Raw genomic sequence first — 17,285 nt, forward strand, 5'->3', positions numbered from 1 at the left:
GCCGGCGCCGCGGAAACGGACGCGCCGCGTCGTGTCGTCCTTCACAGGCGTGCCCGCGCGATCAAGCATGCTGGACCTCGCGCTCGGCGTCGATGGCCTCGTTGCGGATCAGCGACCAGATCTGGTTCTGAAGCACGAGCAATTTTTCACGCGCAGTGACTTCACCGCGTTCAGCGCGCGTCATCGGCACGGTGACGACTTCGCGGATGCGGCCGGGCCGGCGCGACAGCACCACGATGCGGTCGGCAAGGCGCGCGGCCTCTTCGAGATTGTGCGTGACATAGACCGCGCCCATGCCGCCGTCGGCGAGCAGACGAACGAAATCCTCCATCAAGAGCTCACGCGTCTGCGAATCCAGCGCCGACAGCGGCTCGTCCATCAGCAGGATGGCAGGCTTGACCGCGAGCGCGCGCGAAATGCCGACGCGCTGGCGCATGCCGCCGGAGAGCTGCTTTGGATAGGTTTTGCGGAAATCGGTCAGGCCGGTGCGGCGCAGGGCGTCATCGACCAGCGCGCGGCGCTGTGTTGCGGAGAGCTGCGTGTGCAGCAGCGGGAATTCGACGTTCTCCTCGACCGTCGCCCAGGGCAGCAGCGCAAAATCCTGGAACACGAAGGTCAGCGGATTGAGGCTGTCGGCCGGCGGCGCTCCGCGCAGCTCGGGCGCGCCGGAGGTCGGCTGCAACAGCCCGCCGAGGATCGACAGCAGCGTGCTCTTGCCGCAGCCGGACGGACCGACGATCGCCACCACTTCGCCGGCGCTGACGGCGAAGGAGACGTCGTCGAGTACGGCGAGGTCGCCGAAGCGATGGGAGATGTGGTTGGCGATCAGGTCCATTGGCTGCGCCCTCTCAATTTCGCCCCGTCATCCTGAGGTGCTCGCGAAGCGAGCCTCGAAGGATGCGCGGCCCGGATACAGCTCGGCCGTACATCCTTCGAGGCTCGCCCCGCCGTGCTTACGCATGGCCGGGTTCGCACCTCAGGATGACGGGGAGAGAGTAGTGCGCGCAGCATCAATCAATCCGCCTTCACAAATTCCTTGGCGATGATCGCATTCACATCAAAACCCTTGTCGGCAAAACCCTGCTCCTGCAGCCATTTGATCTGGTTGTCGACGTTCTTCACGTCCAGCTTGCCGTCGGGATCGATATAGGCGCAATTGCCGACCACCTGCTCAACCGGGAGGTTCGTATACTTGGCAATGATCTCCAGCAGCGGTTTTGTCTGCTCGTTGATCGGCGCAACACCGTCCTTCATCGCGGCGAGGATGACGTCGTGATATTCGCGATCGGCTTTTGCGAGAACGCCGAGAAACTTTGTCACCAACGCCTTGTTGGTCAGCGTCTTGGGCGAGGCGAACACCGCGCCCAGCTGCCAGGGCGTCTCGTCGCCAACCCAGCCCAGGAATTTCGCGCCGCCGTCGTCCATCAATTTTCGCGCAGTCGAGATCGGCAGCAGCGCCGCATCGACAGTCTCGCCCTTCAGGGCGGCGGCCGCGTTCGAGAGTGATTGCAGCGGCACGATCTTCACGTCGGCGAGCTTGAAACCGTATTTGTCGGCGAGCAGGCCGAGCGAATAGTGAAAGCTCGATCCGACCTGCGTCATCGCCACGCGCTTGCCCGCGAGGTCCTTCGGCGTCTTCAGCCCGGCCGCATAGGCATTGTTGCTGGCGAAATAGCCGATCAGGGGATAGCCGGCCTTCTCGCGGCTCATGCCGCCGATCACCTTGAGCACGCCCTTGCCGGCGAGATTGTAGAGCCCCGCGGTGAAGGCGGTGACGCCGAAATCGATGTCGCCCGAGGTGGTGGCGACCGCGATCGGCTGCGCCGCATCGAAGAATTTCAGCTCGACGTCGAGACCGGCCTCACGAAAATAGCCCTTGTCCTGGGCGATGAAGACGGGCGCGGAGGAGGACAGGCGGAGCACGCCGATTTTGGCCTTCAGCGCGTCCTCGGCCCGGGCTGCGCCCATCGCCATGATCGCCACCAGACCCGCGAGCGCGAGCCGCGCAATCCCGATCATCCCGTTTCCTCCAGTGGTTCTCTTGGTCGTTCTGTTACAGCTGTCACAAACCTTCGGGCACGGGCTGATCCCGCCCGATGAAGGCGCCCTGTTGTTTCAACGTTTCCTGCAATTTTTCAATGGGGATTTCGCGTGGAATCCGGTTTCCGGAGAGCGCCAGCGCCGCGGCGGAACCGGCCGCCTCGCCCATCACGAAACAGGCGCCGGAAACCCGCGCCGCCGACTGGCCCTCATGGGTCATCGAGGCGCAGCGCCCGGCGACCAGAAGATTGTCGACGCCCTCGGGCACCAGCATACGATAAGGCAGCTCGTTATAGCCGCGCGATTCCGGGATTGGCGGAAAAGTGAAAACGACATCGCCGGGAACATGGGCCTCGATCGGCCAGCCATTGACGCCGATGGAATCCTCGAACGAGGCGCAAGTAAGCACGTCCTCGCCGCTGAGCTGATAGCCACCCTTGATGCGGCGGGTCTCGCGGATGCCGAGCTGCGGCGGCAGGTCGACGATGTAGGATTTTTCAAACCCCGGCACCGTGCGCAGGAATTCGAACGCGGCGAGCGCCTGCTTGCGGCCCTCGATCTCGCCGCGGGTGAGATCATCGGGCTCGACGCCGTTGATGGCGTGGCCGTCTTCGCGCGCCACCTGGGTAAAGTTCACCCGCCATTCGATGCCGGACTTTTGCGGACGCACGATCGCGCTTTTCCGCGGGAATGTGTGGGTGCCGGCGGCCAGCGCCTTTTCCATCAATTGCGGAATGGTGCGCCAGGCATCGCCGGCCTTTGCGGGATCGATGCCGTTGAGACGGAGCATCATCGAGGGGTACATCGGATGGCCGTGCTCGTCGCCGATCTCGAACGGCGCGCCGGCCCAGACCGCGAGATCGCCGTCGCCGGAGCAATCGATGAAGATCTCCGAGCGCACCGCCTGCCGGCCGCCCTTGGTCTCGACCATCAGCGCGTCGATGCGGCTGTTATCGCCCATCACCACGCCGGCGCCAAGCGCGTGGAAGAGGATGTGCACCTTGTGGCTTGCGAGCAGTTGGTCGGCCGCGATCTTGTAGGCCGCCGTGTCGTAGGCCTGGGCAAAGACCTTGCCGAGGATCAGATGCGGCGCATTGAGGCCGTTCAGATGATCGATCCGCGCCAGCAGCTCGGACGCCATGCCCTGCACCAGCCGGTGGGCCTCGCCGTAGACATTGCCATGCAGGCCGCAGAAATTGGTGACACCGGCAGCTGTCCCCATGCCGCCGAGGAAGCCGTAGCGCTCGATCAGCAGCGTCTTCCGCCCCGCGCGCGCGGCTGAGGCCGCAGCGACGATGCCGGCCGGACCGCCGCCGAGCACGACGACTTCATATTCGCCGTAGAGCGGCACCTGGCGTGCTGGTTCTTCGATCGTCGTGGCCCGCATGGCGCGTCCTGTCCCTGAAAATCTCTTGCTTGGACCCGACTATGAATTAACGCGGGCTCAGCTACAATCCACCAAAATAAGCGATCAGCTTTCTCGAATCGCGAAAGGTCGGGATGGATATTCTGGTGAACTTGCAGGCGTTCCTCGCCACCGCGGACGCCGCCGGATTTTCTGCCGCTGCACGAAAGCTCAATGTCTCGACTTCGGTCGTCGCCAAGCGCGTCACGCAGCTGGAAACGCGAATCGGCACACCGCTGTTTCACCGCTCGACCCGGCAATTGCGGCTCACCGACGCCGGCCAGCGCTACGTGCATCGCGCACGTGGCGTCGTCACCGATGCCACCGATTTGCTGTCGCGCATGGGCGAGAAGGGCCACGATCTCGTCGATCACCTCCGCATCAAGGCACCGACCTCGCTCACCGTGGCACGGCTCGCCGATGCCTTCAGCGCGTTCCAGACGCAAAACCCGCGGCTGAAACTCGAGATCGTGCTGATCGACCGCCCGGTCGATCCGGTGACGGAGGGTTTCGACATCGCGATCGGTGCCTTCCCGCATTCCTTTGGCGGCGTGGTCGACGAGCCGCTATGTGCGCTGAAGCGGCTGCTCTGCGCCTCGCCGGCCTATTTGAAGAAGCACGGCACGCCAAAGCATCCGCGCGACCTCGTCGAGCATCGTTGCCTCAGCTTTCTGCCGACCGGACCGGAATGGATTTTCGACGGCCCGCGCGGCCGCATCAGCATCCAGGTGAGCCCGCTGCTCTCCTCCAACGAGGGGCATGTGCTGGCGCGCAGCGCCATCGCCGGCAACGGCATCGCGCTGATCTCGCATTATCTCGTCGCAGATGCCTTGCGCGACGGCGCGCTCAAGCCGTTGCTGCGCGATTTTCCGATTCCGGAATTGTGGGTGAAGGCCGCCATTCCTGAACGGCGACGCAATGCGGCCGCGGTGCAGGCGCTGCTGAACTTGCTCAAGACCTCGCTCGCATCGTCGCTATAAAGCTCACCGCGCAACCATCACGTCTTCCCGCCGCCCCAGTTCGCCGCCCGCTTCTCCGCGAACGAGGCCAGTCCTTCCGCCGCCTCCGCGCTCTGGCGCTTGACCGAATGCAGGTGCACGAGCCGCGTATACGCGGCATCGTCCACCGCCATTCCGCCGAACGAGCTCTCCAGCGCGAGCCGCTTGGTCTCGGCCATCGCGTCCGGGCCGTTGGCGAGCAGCTGCTCGACTACCTTGCTGCCCGCGGCCTCGAGATCGGCGAGCGGCACGACCTCGTGGACGAGGCCGATGCGGCGGGCGTCTTCGGCACCGAAACGTTCGCCGGTCAGCGCGTAACGGCGGACTTGCCGTACACTAATGGCGTCGCACAGCTGCGGGATGATGATCGCGGCCGTCAGGCCCCATCGTACCTCCGTGATCGAGAACAGCGCGTTGTCCGCCGCGATCACGACATCGCAGGCCGCAATCACGCCGGTGCCGCCGCCAAAGCAGCCGCCCTGCACCAGCGCCACCGGCGGGATCGGCAGGGTGTTGAGCCGCTGCACGGCTTCGAACGTCGCCCGCGACGCCGCCTCGTTGGCCTCAGCCGATTGCGGCCGCACGCCGTTGATCCATTTGAGATCGGCGCCGGCCTGGAAATGCTTGCCATTTCCCCTGAGCACGACGACGCGCAGGTTCGGCTTCCTACCCAGATCGTCCATGGCCGCGAGCACGCCGGCAATCAGCGCGCCGTCATAGGCATTGTTGACCTCCGGCCGGTTCAACGTGACGGTTGCAACCCCACGCTCATCGAGGGTCCACAGGACGGGGCTGGCAGTCATCGGCGATCCTCCGGTCGTTGTTTGGCGCGCACTATGGCCGAGGCAACGCATGCCGATCCATATCTTTCCAGCGTGGGGCGGCCGCGTCCATCGCATGGCGGCTTGTGTCATGCTGGCGCCGGGGCGGCATCGAGGAATCAGGGACGGGACATCACATGCGCATCTGCATTTTCGGCGCGGGCGCCGTCGGCAGCCATCTTGCGGTTCGGCTGGCGCGCGCCGGCCATGAGGTCAGTTGCGTGATGCGCGGTGCGCATCTCGAGGCCGCCCGGGCCAATGGCTTGAAGCTGCGCGTCGGTGATTCCGAGGTCAGCGCCAAGGTCAACGCGTCAGGCGATCCGGCCCAGCTCGGACCGCAGGACGTCGTGATCTCGACGCTGAAGGCCACTGCACTGACGGGGCTGGTCACCAGCCTCAAGCCGCTGCTCCAGGACGACACCGCCATCGTGTTCGCGCAGAACGGCATTCCCTGGTGGTACGGTATCGGCCTGCCGCCGCGACACCCGACACCGCCCGACATTTCCTTCCTCGACCCCGGCGGGCGCTTGCGCGCCTGCATCCCGAAGGAGCGGATCATCGGCGGCGTCATTTTCTCCTCGAACGAGGTGACTGCGCCCGGCGTCGTGCAGAACCTGACGCCCGACCGCAACCGCCTCTTGATCGGGGAATGCGACGACCGCAATTGCGAGCGCATCACAAAACTCCGCGGCGTCTTCAACGACGCGCGGCTGGAATCGCCGCCTGTGGCCGAAATCCGTGAGGCGATCTGGTCAAAGCTGCTGACCAACATGTCGCTGTCGGTGCTGTGCCTGCTGACCGGCCAGACCGCGCGCGGCGTCCGCGACGACCCGGCTTTTGCCGAGCTCATTCCGCGGATGCTGAACGAGGCGAACGACATCGCCCAGCACTTCATCCCCGAGGTCAAGCGCGTGACCCGCAGCGGCCCCGCCCCCAACCACAAGCCGTCGCTGCTGCAGGATTACGAGCTCGGCCGCGCCATGGAGATCGACGTGCTGGTGAGGGCGCCCGCAGCCTTCGCGCGCACCGGCGGCCTTTCCACACCGACGCTCGACCTGATCGCCGCGCTGGCGATCCAGAAGGCGCGCGACAAGGGGCTCTACTCCGCCTGAGGCTCAGGCGAGCGCGACGATCCAGGCCGCGAGCGTGTCGAGCACCTCTGTCAGCGCCTCGTCATTGGTACGACCGGACTTTTTCAGCACCGCGAACGAATGGTCGCCGCCTTCGACCTCATGCAGCGTCGCCTTCGCCCCGAGCCCCCCGACGACGGGCTTGAGAAGGTCGAGATCGGCGAGCCCATCGCGCGTACCTTGCAGGAACAGCATGGGGATTTCGACGCCGGCGAGGTGCTCGGCGCGGTCCGTCGAGGGCTTTTTGTCGGTATGAAGGGGAAAGCCGAGGAATGCGAGCCCCTTTACGCCAGGCAACGGCGCCTTCGATTGCGCCTGCGATGTCATGCGCCCGCCGAACGATTTGCCACCCGCCACGAGCTTCAGCCCGGGGCACAGCCGCGCCGCCTCCGCGACCGCCGCACGGACGGCAGCGTGGGCGACCGCCGGCTGGTCGGGACGTCCCAGTTTCTTTTCCATATAGGGGAAATTGAAGCGGAACGTCGCAATGCCGCGATCGGCGAGGCCCACTGCAATCTTGTCCATCGACGCATGCCGCATGTCGGTACCGGCGCCGTGCGCCAGCACGTAGCAGGCGCGCGCATTGGCCGGCTTGGTCAGGATCGCCGAGACCGTGCCGATGCGCTCGATGTCAAGCTTGAGCTCTTGCGTTTTGACAGCCACAATCAACCATCCCGACAGACGCTGCTACGGCCGCCTTGGTAGCGCCACCGGCGCAGCCTGAAAACACAATAATTGCCGCGGCCGGCTGGCCTACCAAGCCGGAAAGCTGAATCAATCGAGGTGACCATGGCCTACCGCTCCTCCTGGATGACCGAAGAGCTTGACGTCTTCCGCGACCAGTTCCGGAAATATCTCGCCAAGGACCTGGCGCCGCATGCCGAGAAATGGCGCGAGCAGAAGATGGTCGACCGCTTCGCCTGGCGCGGGCTCGGCGAGATGGGCGCGCTGCTGGCAAGCGTGCCGGAGGAATATGGCGGCCTCGGCGCGAACTTCGCTTATGACGCCGCCGTGCTGGATGATCTCGAAAGCACGGTGCCGGAGCTGACCACCGGCGTCTCCGTGCACAGCGCCATCGTCGCGCACTACATCCTCAACTATGGCTCGGAGGAGCAGAAGAAGCGCTGGCTGCCGAAGATGGCCTCGGCGAGATGGTCGGCGCCATCGCCATGACCGAGCCCGGCACCGGCTCGGACCTTCAGGCCGTGAAGACCACCGCCAGGAAACAGGGCAATTCCTACGTCATCAACGGCCAGAAGACTTTTATCACCAACGGCCAGGCCGCCGACCTCGTCGTCGTGGTCGCACGCACTGGCGAGGCCGGCGCAAAAGGCCTTTCGCTGCTTGTGGTCGAGACTGCGGGCGCCGATGGTTACAAACGCGGGCGCAACCTCGACAAGATCGGCCTGCACGCCTCCGACACGTCAGAACTGTTCTTCGACAATGTCACGGTCCCGCCGGAAAACCTGCTCGGCAAGGAAGAGGGCCAGGGCTTTGTCCAGCTGATGCAGCAGCTGCCGCAGGAGCGCCTCGCGCTCGCGGTCGGCGCGGTCGCCGCGATGGAGCGCGCCGTCAAACTCACCGTCGATTACACCAAGGAGCGGAAGGCGTTCGGCAAGCCGCTGATGGATTTCCAGAACACCGCCTTCACGCTCGCCGAGCGCAAGACCGAGGCGATGATCGCCCGCGTCTTCGTCGACTGGTGCATCGAGCAGCTGGTCGCAGGCGACCTCGACACCGTCACGGCGTCGATGGCGAAATACTGGTGCTCGGACAAGCAGGTCCAGACCGCCGACGAATGCCTCCAGCTGTTCGGCGGCTACGGCTACATGCAGGAATACCCGATCTCGCGCATTTTCATCGATTCCCGCATCCAGAAGATCTATGGCGGCACCAACGAGATCATGAAACTGCTGATCGCCAGGTCGCTGTAATCAGGTCGCTGTGAACGGCACCCCTTGCTCGACCGCAAACGAAGTCAGATTTGCGAGACAACCGTCATTGCAAGGTGCGGCGGCAAATCATACGCTGCCCACCATCGGCAGCCGCCGACTGGTCTCGCTTGCATCGGGAGAATTGCGAATGGTTCACGTCTCGCGACGGAAACTGCTTCAGCTTGCGGCTGTTGCGCCATCGGCACTTCCTCTGGCCTGGACGTCGGTTGGTTCCGCCGCGACCGGAAAGAAGACCCTCACTGCGGTGATGCAATCGGACCTTCGCGTCACCGATCCCGGATTTACGACAGCCATCATCACCCGCGACCATGGCTACATGGTCTATGACACGCTGGTCGGCATCGATTCCAGCTTCAAGGTGCGGCCGCAGATGGCCGACTGGACGGTGTCCGCGGACAAGCTGACCTACATCTTCACCTTGCGCGACGGGCTGAAGTGGCATGACGGAGCGCCGGTGACGGCGGAGGACTGCGTCGCCTCGCTGAAGCGTTGGGGATCGAGCCTCGACGGCATGGCGCGCAAGCTGATGGACTTCACGGCCGCCATCGAAGCCGCCGATACCAGGACGATCGCGCTGAAGCTGAAGGAGCCCTATGGCCTCGTGCTGGAGACGATCGCCAAGCCATCGGCGGTCGTCGCCTTCATGATGCCGAAGCGGCTGGCCGAGACCCCCGTCAACAAGCAGATTCCGGAGCAGATCGGCTCCGGCCCGTTCAAGTTCGTGGCGGCCGAATTCCAGCCCGGCGTGAAAGTCGTCTACGAAAAGAACACCGACTACGTACCGCGCAAGGAGCCGCCCGAATGGACCTCGGGGGGCAAGGTCGCGAAGGTCGACCGGGTCGAGTGGATCACGATGCCGGACGCGCAGACCGCACTCAACGCGCTGCAATCCGGTGATGTCGATTTCGTGGAGACGCCGCCGTTCGATCTGCTGCCGATGCTCGAATCCAATCCGGACATCAACGTCTCCATCCTGAACAAGTTCGGCTTCCAGTCATTCGGCCGGATGAATTTCCTGCATCCTCCCTTCGATAATGTGAAGATCCGCCGCGCCGCGATGCTGGCGATCAACCAGAAAGACGTGCTCGACGCCCAGATCGGCAATCCCAAATACTACAAGCTCTGCGGTGCGTTCTTCATCTGCGACACTCCGCTCGGCAGCGACGAGGGCGGCGAGACGCTCATCAAGGGAAATAACCTGGCCCAGGCCAAGAAGGCCCTCGCCGAATCCGGTTATGACGGCACGCCGGTGGTGATCCTGGCGCCGACGGACCAGATCCTGCTGAAAGCGCAGCCGGTCATTGTCGCGCAGCTGTTGCGCGACGCCGGCTTCAAGGTCGATCTGCAGGCGATGGACTGGCAGACCCTGGTCACGCGCAGGGCCAACCAGAAGCCACCCAAAGAAGGCGGCTGGAGCATGTTCTTCACCTACCAGGGCGCGGCCGACTCGCTGGACCCCCTGGTCAATGTTCCGATGGGCGGCAAGGGCACGAATGGCGGCTGGTACGGCTGGTCCGAGGACCCCAAGCTCGAGGAGTTGCGCGATGCCTACGCCCGCGCCACCGCACCCGAGGAACGCAGGAAGATCGCGCTTGAGGTGCAGAAGGAAGCCTACGACCAGGTGATCTACGTCCCGCTCGGTCAGTTCCAGGCGCCGAGCGCCTGGCGAAAATCACTGACCGGCGTCATCGACGGCCCGGCGACGCCGATGTTCTGGAATGTGGACAAGAACGAGTAGGCCGACGGCCTCACGAAGCTTTAGTTCGGATGCCACCAGCGGCCGCCGATGACGACACCTTCGGACACGATCTTGCGATCCCCGATCAGGTGCTCGCCGACGACGTCCTCGTAGTCGAACTGGCCTTCTTTGATCGAGATCAGCGTAGCGTCGCCGACACTGCCCGGCTTGAGGCTGCCGAGCTCCGGGCGCCGCAGGGCCATCGCGGCATTGACCGTGGAGGTTGCGATGACGTCGGACAGTGGCATGCCCATGCACAAAAATTTCGACAGCGTGGTGACCTGGTCAAAGGCCGGGCCGTCGATGCAGAGCTGATGGATGTCCGAGGAGATGGTGTCCGGATAGAAGCCGTTGGCGAGCATGGCGCGCGCGGTCTTGAAGGCGAACGAGCCCTTGCCGTGCCCGATGTCGAACAGCACGCCGCGCTCGCGCGCGTCCAGCACGGCCTTCTTCACGGTGCCCTGCGCGGTCGCCGGCGTGTTCGGGAACGGGCGGAACGCATGGGTCAGCACGTCCCCGGGACGCAGGCGGGCCAGCACCTCCTCGTAGCTCGGCGGCGGGTGGTCGATATGCGCCATCAGGGGCATGCCGACCTCGTTGGCCACCTCGAGCGCGATGTCGAGCGGCACCACCCCCGATGTGCCCGAGGAGTGCAGGCCGACGCGGACCTTGATGCCGACGATGAGATCGCGGTTTTCATCGGCCACCTTGGCCGCCTCGATCGGGTTCATCAGCCGCAGCTCCTCGCTCTCGCCGACCATGATCCGGTGCGAGAAGCCGAAGATGCCGGCATGCGAGACGTGCAGATAAGCGAGGATGCGGACCTGGCTCGGCTCGATCACATGCTTGCGGAAGCCGGCGAAATTGCCGGGCCCGGCGCTGCCGGTGTCGACCGCCGTGGTGACGCCGGAGAGACGGCAGAATTCCTCGGCATCGATGCCGAGCGAGGTCCCGCCCCAATAGACATGAGTGTGGAGATCGATCAGTCCAGGGGTCACGACATAACGCGAGACATCGCGGACGTCGGTGCCCGGATCCGCCTTGAGCCCGCTGCCGATCGCTGCGACCTTGCCGCCCGCAAAGGCAACATCGGTTACGGCGTCGAGCTTCTGGGACGGGTCGACCACACGGCCGCCGCGCAGGATCAAGTCGAAAGGCATTGTCGTCTCCGGATATGGCAAACATGGACCGGGCTGGAATGCTCTTCCAGCCCGGTCGCCTCTGTTAGCAATTTTCGCGCCGATCAAGCAAATCGGCCACAATCACTGCCCGTTGGCCCTGCGGGCCGCCTTCGGCGCCTCCTCCTTCAGCCGCTCCAGCGCATCGGGCATCATGCGGCCGAACATCGAGCTCAGCATCGCGGTCGGGATCAGACCGGCATTGCTGCTCTCCTGGCCCTGTCCGCCGGACATCAGGAATTGCGGCACCAGCGGCTGATTGATCTTGGTCAGCGCTTCCGCGAACTTCGCAAAATTCTGCTCGGCCAGCCTGAACTCGGGGCCGCCATAGGCATCGACCGAGAGTTTTGTCGACTGGGCATTGGCGGTGCCGACCGCAAGCACCCGGTCGGCCTCGCCCTGACCTTCGAGCCGCGACTGCTGACCAACCGCGGCGGCCGTCACTTTTCGGGTCTCCGCGTCCTTCTGCGCGCGGGCGAACGCCGCCGCGCCTTCGTTCTCGTTCACCTTGATCTGGATCAGCGACTGCGTTAGCGCCGTCTGCGCCGCTGCCGTCGCCTTGGCCTCGTTCAGCGCCCGCTCCTGCACGGCGGCCTTCTCCTGTTCCTGATAGGTCTCGATCTGCTCGCGCGCGATCTGGCGCGAGCGGAGCTGGATCAGGATGTTCTCGATCGTGTGGTCGCCACTCGCTGCTCGCGGCGTACCGATCAATACTTCCTGAAGGTCGAGCGAGTAGCTCTCGAACTTCGCCTTCATTTGAGCCGCCGATTCCTCCTGGATCTGCGCCCTGTTCTGGAGCAGCTCGATCAGGGTCATCTTCTGCGCGATGTTCTTGAAGAACGCGCTGACCATCGGGTCGAGCGTCTGCTCGACGAGCTTCTTCACGTCACCGAAGCGCTGGATGATCATCGGCGCCTTCTTGTAGTCGATATGCATCACCACCGAGAGCGGCAGCGTCGGCTCGAACGCATCCCTGGTGATCAGCGATATCTCCGACAGGTTCTCGTCGAGCTTCATCGCACCAACCTCGCCGCGCACCCATTTCAGGATGAAGTTGACGGTCGGGATGATCTCGATCTTGCCGGCATAGGTGTTGAACGCGTATTTGCCCGGCAGCAGCGGGTCCTTCCAGACGCCGCGGCAGCCGTTGATGACCAATTCGCCATGGCGATACTGCTCGCCCGAGACGTCATCGCTGTGCGGGCCGGTGTAGAAGATGACGACGCCGACATTGCCGACCGGGATCACGGTCTTCGGCACCGCCTCGATGGTCGCGAACAGGCGATTGATGTACCAGGTGCCCTCGACGATGACCTGGAGCTGCCGGCCACGATAGCCGCCTGCGCTAAGAAATTTCTCGGGCTCCTGGAAATTGTTGTGAAAGACCTCGCCGTCGCGCAGGTCAGTGCCGACTTCAGGCGCAATGATCTCGCCCGAAGGCAGCGACGGGCCATCATGCACGGTGACGACGCCGACCAGATCGTGATCGGCCGCGAGCACGACGGGCGTAAAACCCCAGCGCTCGGCGATGGTGAGCTGCATGGCGTCGAGCACGCCACGCTCCTGCGCGCTCAGCGCGTGGCCGTAGACGCGCTCATCGGTGATGATCGCGAATTGCGTCGTGTTGATCGCATAGGTGCCTTCGCGCAGGATTTTCCGCTGCGGGCCCTTCTGTCCGCCGCAGAGCAGGAATTGCCTTGCGTTCTCGAAGTCCGACCTGTCCTCGCTGTCGTTGGCGCCGAGCACCTGCGATGGCTGAAGCGGCGCGCCGTCGCGCGCGAACACATAGGCGATCTTGCCCTGTCCGACCGTGACGAGATCCGATTTGTGGATCCGGTACATGAACGGAAAGAACAGATGAATGCCGCCGCGCAGCACTTCCGGCTCGTAACCGGCTTCACCGTTCAGCGCGATGAAGCCGCCGTCGATCGATCCGCTCGTCGACCACAGCTTCTCGACGATGCCGACCTGGTTGTTCGGAATGTAACGAAAGATATTGGCCATCCGCAGCAGGATCACGAGCGCGATCGCAGCCGCGGTCCACAGCGCCGGCTGGATCAGCCAGGCGCCATCGAAACCATTGAGGTCCATAGTTCATCTCCACAATTCGCAACTGGGCGGCCTGGTTAACCAAGGCCACACCCCAGAATTGCGGGAGCGGAGATGTGAGTACGGCACCTGCTTCGCAAGCCGGCTGTCGCGTAAAGCCGCGCCAATCTTTTTTTATTGGAGACTTGACGAGCGGGGAAACCGCGAGAACCGCGCGGCTCAGCAAAGCGCGTCGTAACGCGGCTTATTTCGTGAACGTATGCGCGACTCTTTGGGAGCGAAGGACGTACGTTATCCAAACCGCGGCACTGATCACACCGATAATTGTTTGCCCGATCAGTCGAGGTTCGAAGATGAAAAAATCGCCGAAAGGACGATTCAGGGCGGCGGAAAAAAACGATGCGACGCAGAGGAGATCGACGAGCGGCATCAGCACCGCGCAGATCATTTGCACGATGAAGAAGGCTGGAAACCGGTGGGAGTGTCTGAACAGGAGCACCGTTGTCCAGATCGCCAAGCCGATCATGGCGGCATTGATCAGCATTTCAGTCCAGATGACCGTCGGAAAGTAAGTCCAGACTTCGTCGGTGATCGACTGCACATATTGTCCGACGTTGAAGACCAGGCGCAGGATGCCCATCACCTGGCCGAACGCGAGAAGCGCGAGCCAACCGCTGATGCCGGTCATCTCGGGCTGGACATCTTTAAAGGCCGCAGCGTCGTCTGCAAGAACGGCAGGTTCCCGAGTGGCGTCAACCGGTGGCGGTGCCGGATTCAACGGCTGCGGTCGAAGAAGGTGCTCCGCGATCTCGCGCACCTCCGCGACCGGCTTCCAGCTCTCCAAGCCCTCCCGCCAGACCAGCACGCGCTGCGAATCCGCGATGCCAGCCAGCAGCGGGAGGAGCTCGGAAATCGACATCGGGCCGTGCTGCTGCCCACTTTCCGCGTAGAACCACAACTCCGCCATGCCAACGCCCCTGCCACCCGGCCGTATTCTATCGAGCGTGGATACACGTCGCGATAGAAAATGACGAGTGGAGCATTGCCGCTGCGCACGTTGGCGAAGAAGAACGCCGCTCAGCTGTGCCAATGCGAGCCGCGGATGACGCTGCAGAAATTGCCGCGATGGAAATGCGGCTCTTTGTCGGCGATGACGTCGGCCTTGACGTTACCGAAGGTGGTCTCCGGCTTGTGCTTGATGCCGTCGTAGAACGCCTGGATGATGTCCTCCTTGAAGTGCGGCGTTCGCGGAAACGCCTTCACGACGGCCCCGCGCTCCGCGTCGGAATAGTCATTGTAGGTGAGCCCGAGAACGTCCATCTCGACACCCGCCGTCACCAGCGCGACGACGGGATGCATGTGCTGTGGTACGCCCGGTGTCGTGTGCAGCGCGATCGCGGTCCAGACCGTATAGGCATCCGTTTCGGAGATGCCGTGGCTGCGCAGGAAATCGCGCGCGGCGTGGGCACCATCGACTTCGAACCGTTCGTGCTTGCTGCCATGATCGGGCATCAGGCCGATGTCGTGAAACATCGCGCCGGCATAAAGCAGCTCCCGGTCGAATTTCAGCCCGCGGCGGATGCCGGCCAGTGCGCCGAAATGATAGACGCGGCTGGAATGGTTGAAGAGCAGGTCGGTCTCGGTATCGCGGATGTAGTCGGTGATGGCGCGCGCCAATTTGCTGTCGGGAATGGCGGCGGCTTCGGTGATCGCTTGCATGATGGTCTCCTCAAAATCTCTGTTCGCCGCCAAGCTAGATCTGCGCTAGTCTGTCCTCAATTTATGTAATACGTCTAGAACAGACAAATACCGACCGAGGCGGACATGGGCGCGAAGCCGAAACCGAGGACTGTTGTGATTATGGCGCTGCCCGGGGTGCAGCTGCTCGACGTCGCTGGCCCTCTCGACGTGTTCGCCGAGGCAAATTTGCAGGCTGGCCATCAGGCCTATGCTCTGCTGGTGGCGGGGGCGGAGCCAGGACCGATCCGCAGCTCCTCAGGCGTGCGGCTGATGCCCGACCGCATCATCGATCGTGGCTTCCAGGAAAGTATCGACACATTGCTGATCGCCGGATGTCCGAACGCCGCCGACGTGCCGGCAGACGGCCTGGTGATCGACTGGCTCCGCCGCCGGGCCTCCAAAACCCGGCGTTTCGGGTCGGTGTGCTCAGGCGCCTTCTTTCTTGCGGCGGCCGGTCTGCTCGACGGCAGACGGGTCACGACGCATTGGGCGGTTGCGGACCGGCTTGCCGAAAAATTCCCGTCGGTCAGCGTGGACAAGGACGCAATCTACGTCACCGACGGCAAGCTCCGCACGGCCGCCGGCGTGACTGCTGGGTTAGATCTCGCGCTGGCTCTCGTGGAGGAAGATCTCGGACGCGAGACGGCGATGAAGGTCGCGAGCCAGCTCGTGATGTTCTTCAAGCGGCCGGGCGGGCAAATGCAGTTCACCCGCAAGGGCGAGGCCGTTCCCGCTGGTCGCGCGGTGCTGCAGGAGCTCCAGCGCTGGGTTGCCGCCAATCCCGGACTGGATCACAGCGTCGCGAGCCTGGCGGAGCGCATGGATATCAGCCCGCGTCACTTCGCGCGGTTGTTTCGTGCCGAAGTCGGCATCACCCCCGCGACCTGGGTGGAGGAAGCCCGCGTCAACGCTGCGAGGCGCCTGCTGGAGCTCGGAAACGAAGCCCCCAAGCAAGTGGCCACGCATTGTGGCTTTGCCGACGCGGACACGTTGCGCCGCGCCTTCGCGCGCCATGTTGGCGTGACACCTGCCGAATATCGCAAGCGCTTTGCGCGGATCGTGGCTTGATTTGAAAGGAAAACTGGCGATCCCGGCATGACTCGAACATGCGACCTACGGTTTAGGAAACCGTCGCTCTATCCGGCTGAGCTACGGGACCGCGGAACCCGCCGGTGAGGACGGGTTGCCTGGAGGCGTTCATATCAAAGCGAGGGCCGAATCGGAAGCCCTCCGCCTCGTCCAATCCAGCGGGTCTGCCGGCAGCCCCTACGCCTTGATATTATTGTCCTTCACCACCTTGCCCCAATAAGCGACCTGCTTGTCGAAGAAGGTCTTGAACGCAGGCCCGTCCTCGAGCAGCAGCGTCATCTGCTGGGTTTCCTTGAGCTGGGCGGCGGTCGCGGGCTCGCTCAAGATCTCCTTCGACGCCGCGGCGAGGCCTGCGACGATGTCCGGCGGCGTGCCCGTGGGCGCGAAGATGCCCCACCAGGCCAGCGTCTCGAAATCCGGAAAGCCGGCCTCGATTGCGGTCGGCGTATCCGGCAGACCCGGCAGCCGCGCGCGGCCGAGTTGCAGGATCGGACGCAGCATGTTGGTGCCGAGCTGGGCTGCGACCAGCGCCGCCGATCCCGCGATGAGATCGACATGGCCGCCGAGCACGTCATTCATCGCCGGGCCGCCGCCGCGATAGGGCACATGCATGATCTCGACACCGGCCTTGCTGCCGAGCACGGTCATCGCGAGATGGCCGAGCGTGCCGATGCCGACGGAGGCGTATTTCACCGCACCGGGCGTCGCCTTGCAGGCGGCGACCACGTCGGCAAAGCTCTTGTAGGGACGGCCGGCGCCGGCGGCGATCACGTAAGGCGCGGTGCCCACCAGCAACACCGGCATCAGCTCGCGCTCGACATCGACCGGCGGATTGTCGAGGATGGACGGGATCACCGCGTGGGAATCGAAGGTGACCAGGAACGTCGAACCATCAGGCGGGCTCTTGGCGACCTGCGCCGCGCCGAGCGCGCCGGCGGCGCCCGACTTGTTCTCGACAATGACGATTCGGTTGAGTTTTGTCTGCAGATTGGCCTGCAGCAGCCGCGCCATCGCATCGGTCGAGCCGCCCGGTGGGAACGGCACCACCAGCGTGATCTTGCCCGCCTGCGCCATCGCCGGTGCCATCGTGAGAATAGCCGGCGCCGCCAGCAGCGCCCGTCGTGTGATAGTCATGGTTGCCT

At 64.1% G+C, this 17,285-nt stretch carries 14 protein-coding genes, 1 tRNA gene and 1 pseudogene; 5 read left to right on the top strand and 11 right to left on the bottom strand.

Going from position 1 to position 17,285, the window contains the following annotated elements; all coding sequences use genetic code 11:
* Positions 1-61: 61 nt before the first annotated feature.
* The 3 genes from IVB29_RS33275 to IVB29_RS33285 form a co-directional block, all read right to left on the bottom strand.
* Positions 62-835, bottom strand: a complete 774-nt coding sequence (locus IVB29_RS33275) for an ABC transporter ATP-binding protein (protein ID WP_247507630.1) — start codon at positions 833-835, stop codon at positions 62-64.
* 179 nt (positions 836-1,014) lie between these two features.
* Positions 1,015-2,019: an ABC transporter substrate-binding protein gene (locus tag IVB29_RS33280; protein ID WP_247507631.1), complete on the bottom strand. Its 1,005-nt coding sequence runs from the start codon at positions 2,017-2,019 to the stop codon at positions 1,015-1,017.
* A gap of 43 nt (positions 2,020-2,062) precedes the next feature.
* Positions 2,063-3,427 (bottom strand): FAD-dependent oxidoreductase, encoded by a 1,365-nt coding sequence (locus tag IVB29_RS33285; RefSeq protein ID WP_247507632.1) that lies wholly within the window; start codon positions 3,425-3,427, stop codon positions 2,063-2,065.
* Positions 3,428-3,540: 113 nt separating this feature from the next.
* On the opposite strand from IVB29_RS33285, the gene IVB29_RS33290 reads away from it, so the two are divergent.
* Positions 3,541-4,425 carry a LysR family transcriptional regulator gene (locus IVB29_RS33290; RefSeq protein WP_247507633.1) on the top strand — a complete coding sequence of 295 codons (885 nt, stop codon included), beginning with the start codon at positions 3,541-3,543 and terminating at the stop codon, positions 4,423-4,425.
* A gap of 17 nt (positions 4,426-4,442) precedes the next feature.
* Here IVB29_RS33290 and IVB29_RS33295 read toward each other — a convergent pair whose 3' ends face one another.
* Positions 4,443-5,246, bottom strand: coding sequence for an enoyl-CoA hydratase-related protein (locus tag IVB29_RS33295; protein WP_247507634.1), 804 nt, complete (start codon positions 5,244-5,246; stop codon positions 4,443-4,445).
* A 155-nt stretch (positions 5,247-5,401) separates the two neighbouring features.
* On the opposite strand from IVB29_RS33295, the gene IVB29_RS33300 reads away from it, so the two are divergent.
* Positions 5,402-6,376, top strand: coding sequence for a ketopantoate reductase family protein (locus IVB29_RS33300; RefSeq protein WP_247507635.1), 975 nt, complete (start codon positions 5,402-5,404; stop codon positions 6,374-6,376).
* 3 nt (positions 6,377-6,379) lie between these two features.
* On the opposite strand, the gene IVB29_RS33305 is transcribed toward IVB29_RS33300, so the two are convergent.
* Positions 6,380-7,057, bottom strand: a complete 678-nt coding sequence (locus IVB29_RS33305) for an alpha/beta family hydrolase (protein ID WP_247507636.1) — start codon at positions 7,055-7,057, stop codon at positions 6,380-6,382.
* Between the two features lie 126 nt (positions 7,058-7,183).
* On the opposite strand from IVB29_RS33305, the pseudogene IVB29_RS33310 reads away from it, so the two are divergent.
* Positions 7,184-8,328: pseudogene (locus IVB29_RS33310) on the top strand (acyl-CoA dehydrogenase family protein).
* 148 nt (positions 8,329-8,476) lie between these two features.
* Positions 8,477-10,087 carry an ABC transporter substrate-binding protein gene (locus IVB29_RS33315; protein ID WP_247507637.1) on the top strand — a complete coding sequence of 537 codons (1,611 nt, stop codon included), beginning with the start codon at positions 8,477-8,479 and terminating at the stop codon, positions 10,085-10,087.
* A gap of 20 nt (positions 10,088-10,107) precedes the next feature.
* On the opposite strand, the gene IVB29_RS33320 is transcribed toward IVB29_RS33315, so the two are convergent.
* From IVB29_RS33320 to IVB29_RS33335, 4 genes are all read right to left on the bottom strand, one after another.
* Positions 10,108-11,247, bottom strand: coding sequence for an amidohydrolase/deacetylase family metallohydrolase (locus tag IVB29_RS33320; RefSeq protein ID WP_247507638.1), 1,140 nt, complete (start codon positions 11,245-11,247; stop codon positions 10,108-10,110).
* Between the two features lie 102 nt (positions 11,248-11,349).
* Positions 11,350-13,356, bottom strand: coding sequence for an SPFH domain-containing protein (locus IVB29_RS33325; RefSeq protein ID WP_247507639.1), 2,007 nt, complete (start codon positions 13,354-13,356; stop codon positions 11,350-11,352).
* Between the two features lie 202 nt (positions 13,357-13,558).
* The gene (locus tag IVB29_RS33330) at positions 13,559-14,281 is read right to left on the bottom strand and encodes a DUF2569 family protein (RefSeq protein WP_247507640.1); all 723 of its coding nucleotides are present in this window, start codon (positions 14,279-14,281) and stop codon (positions 13,559-13,561) included.
* Positions 14,282-14,391: 110 nt separating this feature from the next.
* Complete coding sequence (locus IVB29_RS33335) at positions 14,392-15,033, bottom strand: HD domain-containing protein (protein WP_247507641.1); 642 nt, start codon at positions 15,031-15,033, stop codon at positions 14,392-14,394.
* Between the two features lie 141 nt (positions 15,034-15,174).
* Here IVB29_RS33335 and IVB29_RS33340 point away from each other — a divergent pair, with 141 nt between their 5' ends.
* Positions 15,175-16,122 (top strand): GlxA family transcriptional regulator, encoded by a 948-nt coding sequence (locus IVB29_RS33340; RefSeq protein ID WP_247507642.1) that lies wholly within the window; start codon positions 15,175-15,177, stop codon positions 16,120-16,122.
* A gap of 14 nt (positions 16,123-16,136) precedes the next feature.
* On the opposite strand, the gene IVB29_RS33345 is transcribed toward IVB29_RS33340, so the two are convergent.
* Both IVB29_RS33345 and IVB29_RS33350 read right to left on the bottom strand, forming a co-directional pair.
* Positions 16,137-16,213 (bottom strand) — tRNA-Arg (locus tag IVB29_RS33345).
* A 107-nt stretch (positions 16,214-16,320) separates the two neighbouring features.
* Positions 16,321-17,277 carry a tripartite tricarboxylate transporter substrate-binding protein gene (locus tag IVB29_RS33350; RefSeq protein ID WP_247507643.1) on the bottom strand — a complete coding sequence of 319 codons (957 nt, stop codon included), beginning with the start codon at positions 17,275-17,277 and terminating at the stop codon, positions 16,321-16,323.
* Positions 17,278-17,285: the final 8 nt, after the last annotated feature.

The sequence above is a fragment of the Bradyrhizobium sp. 1 genome, from assembly GCF_023073315.1.
GTDB lineage: Bacteria > Pseudomonadota > Alphaproteobacteria > Rhizobiales > Xanthobacteraceae > Bradyrhizobium.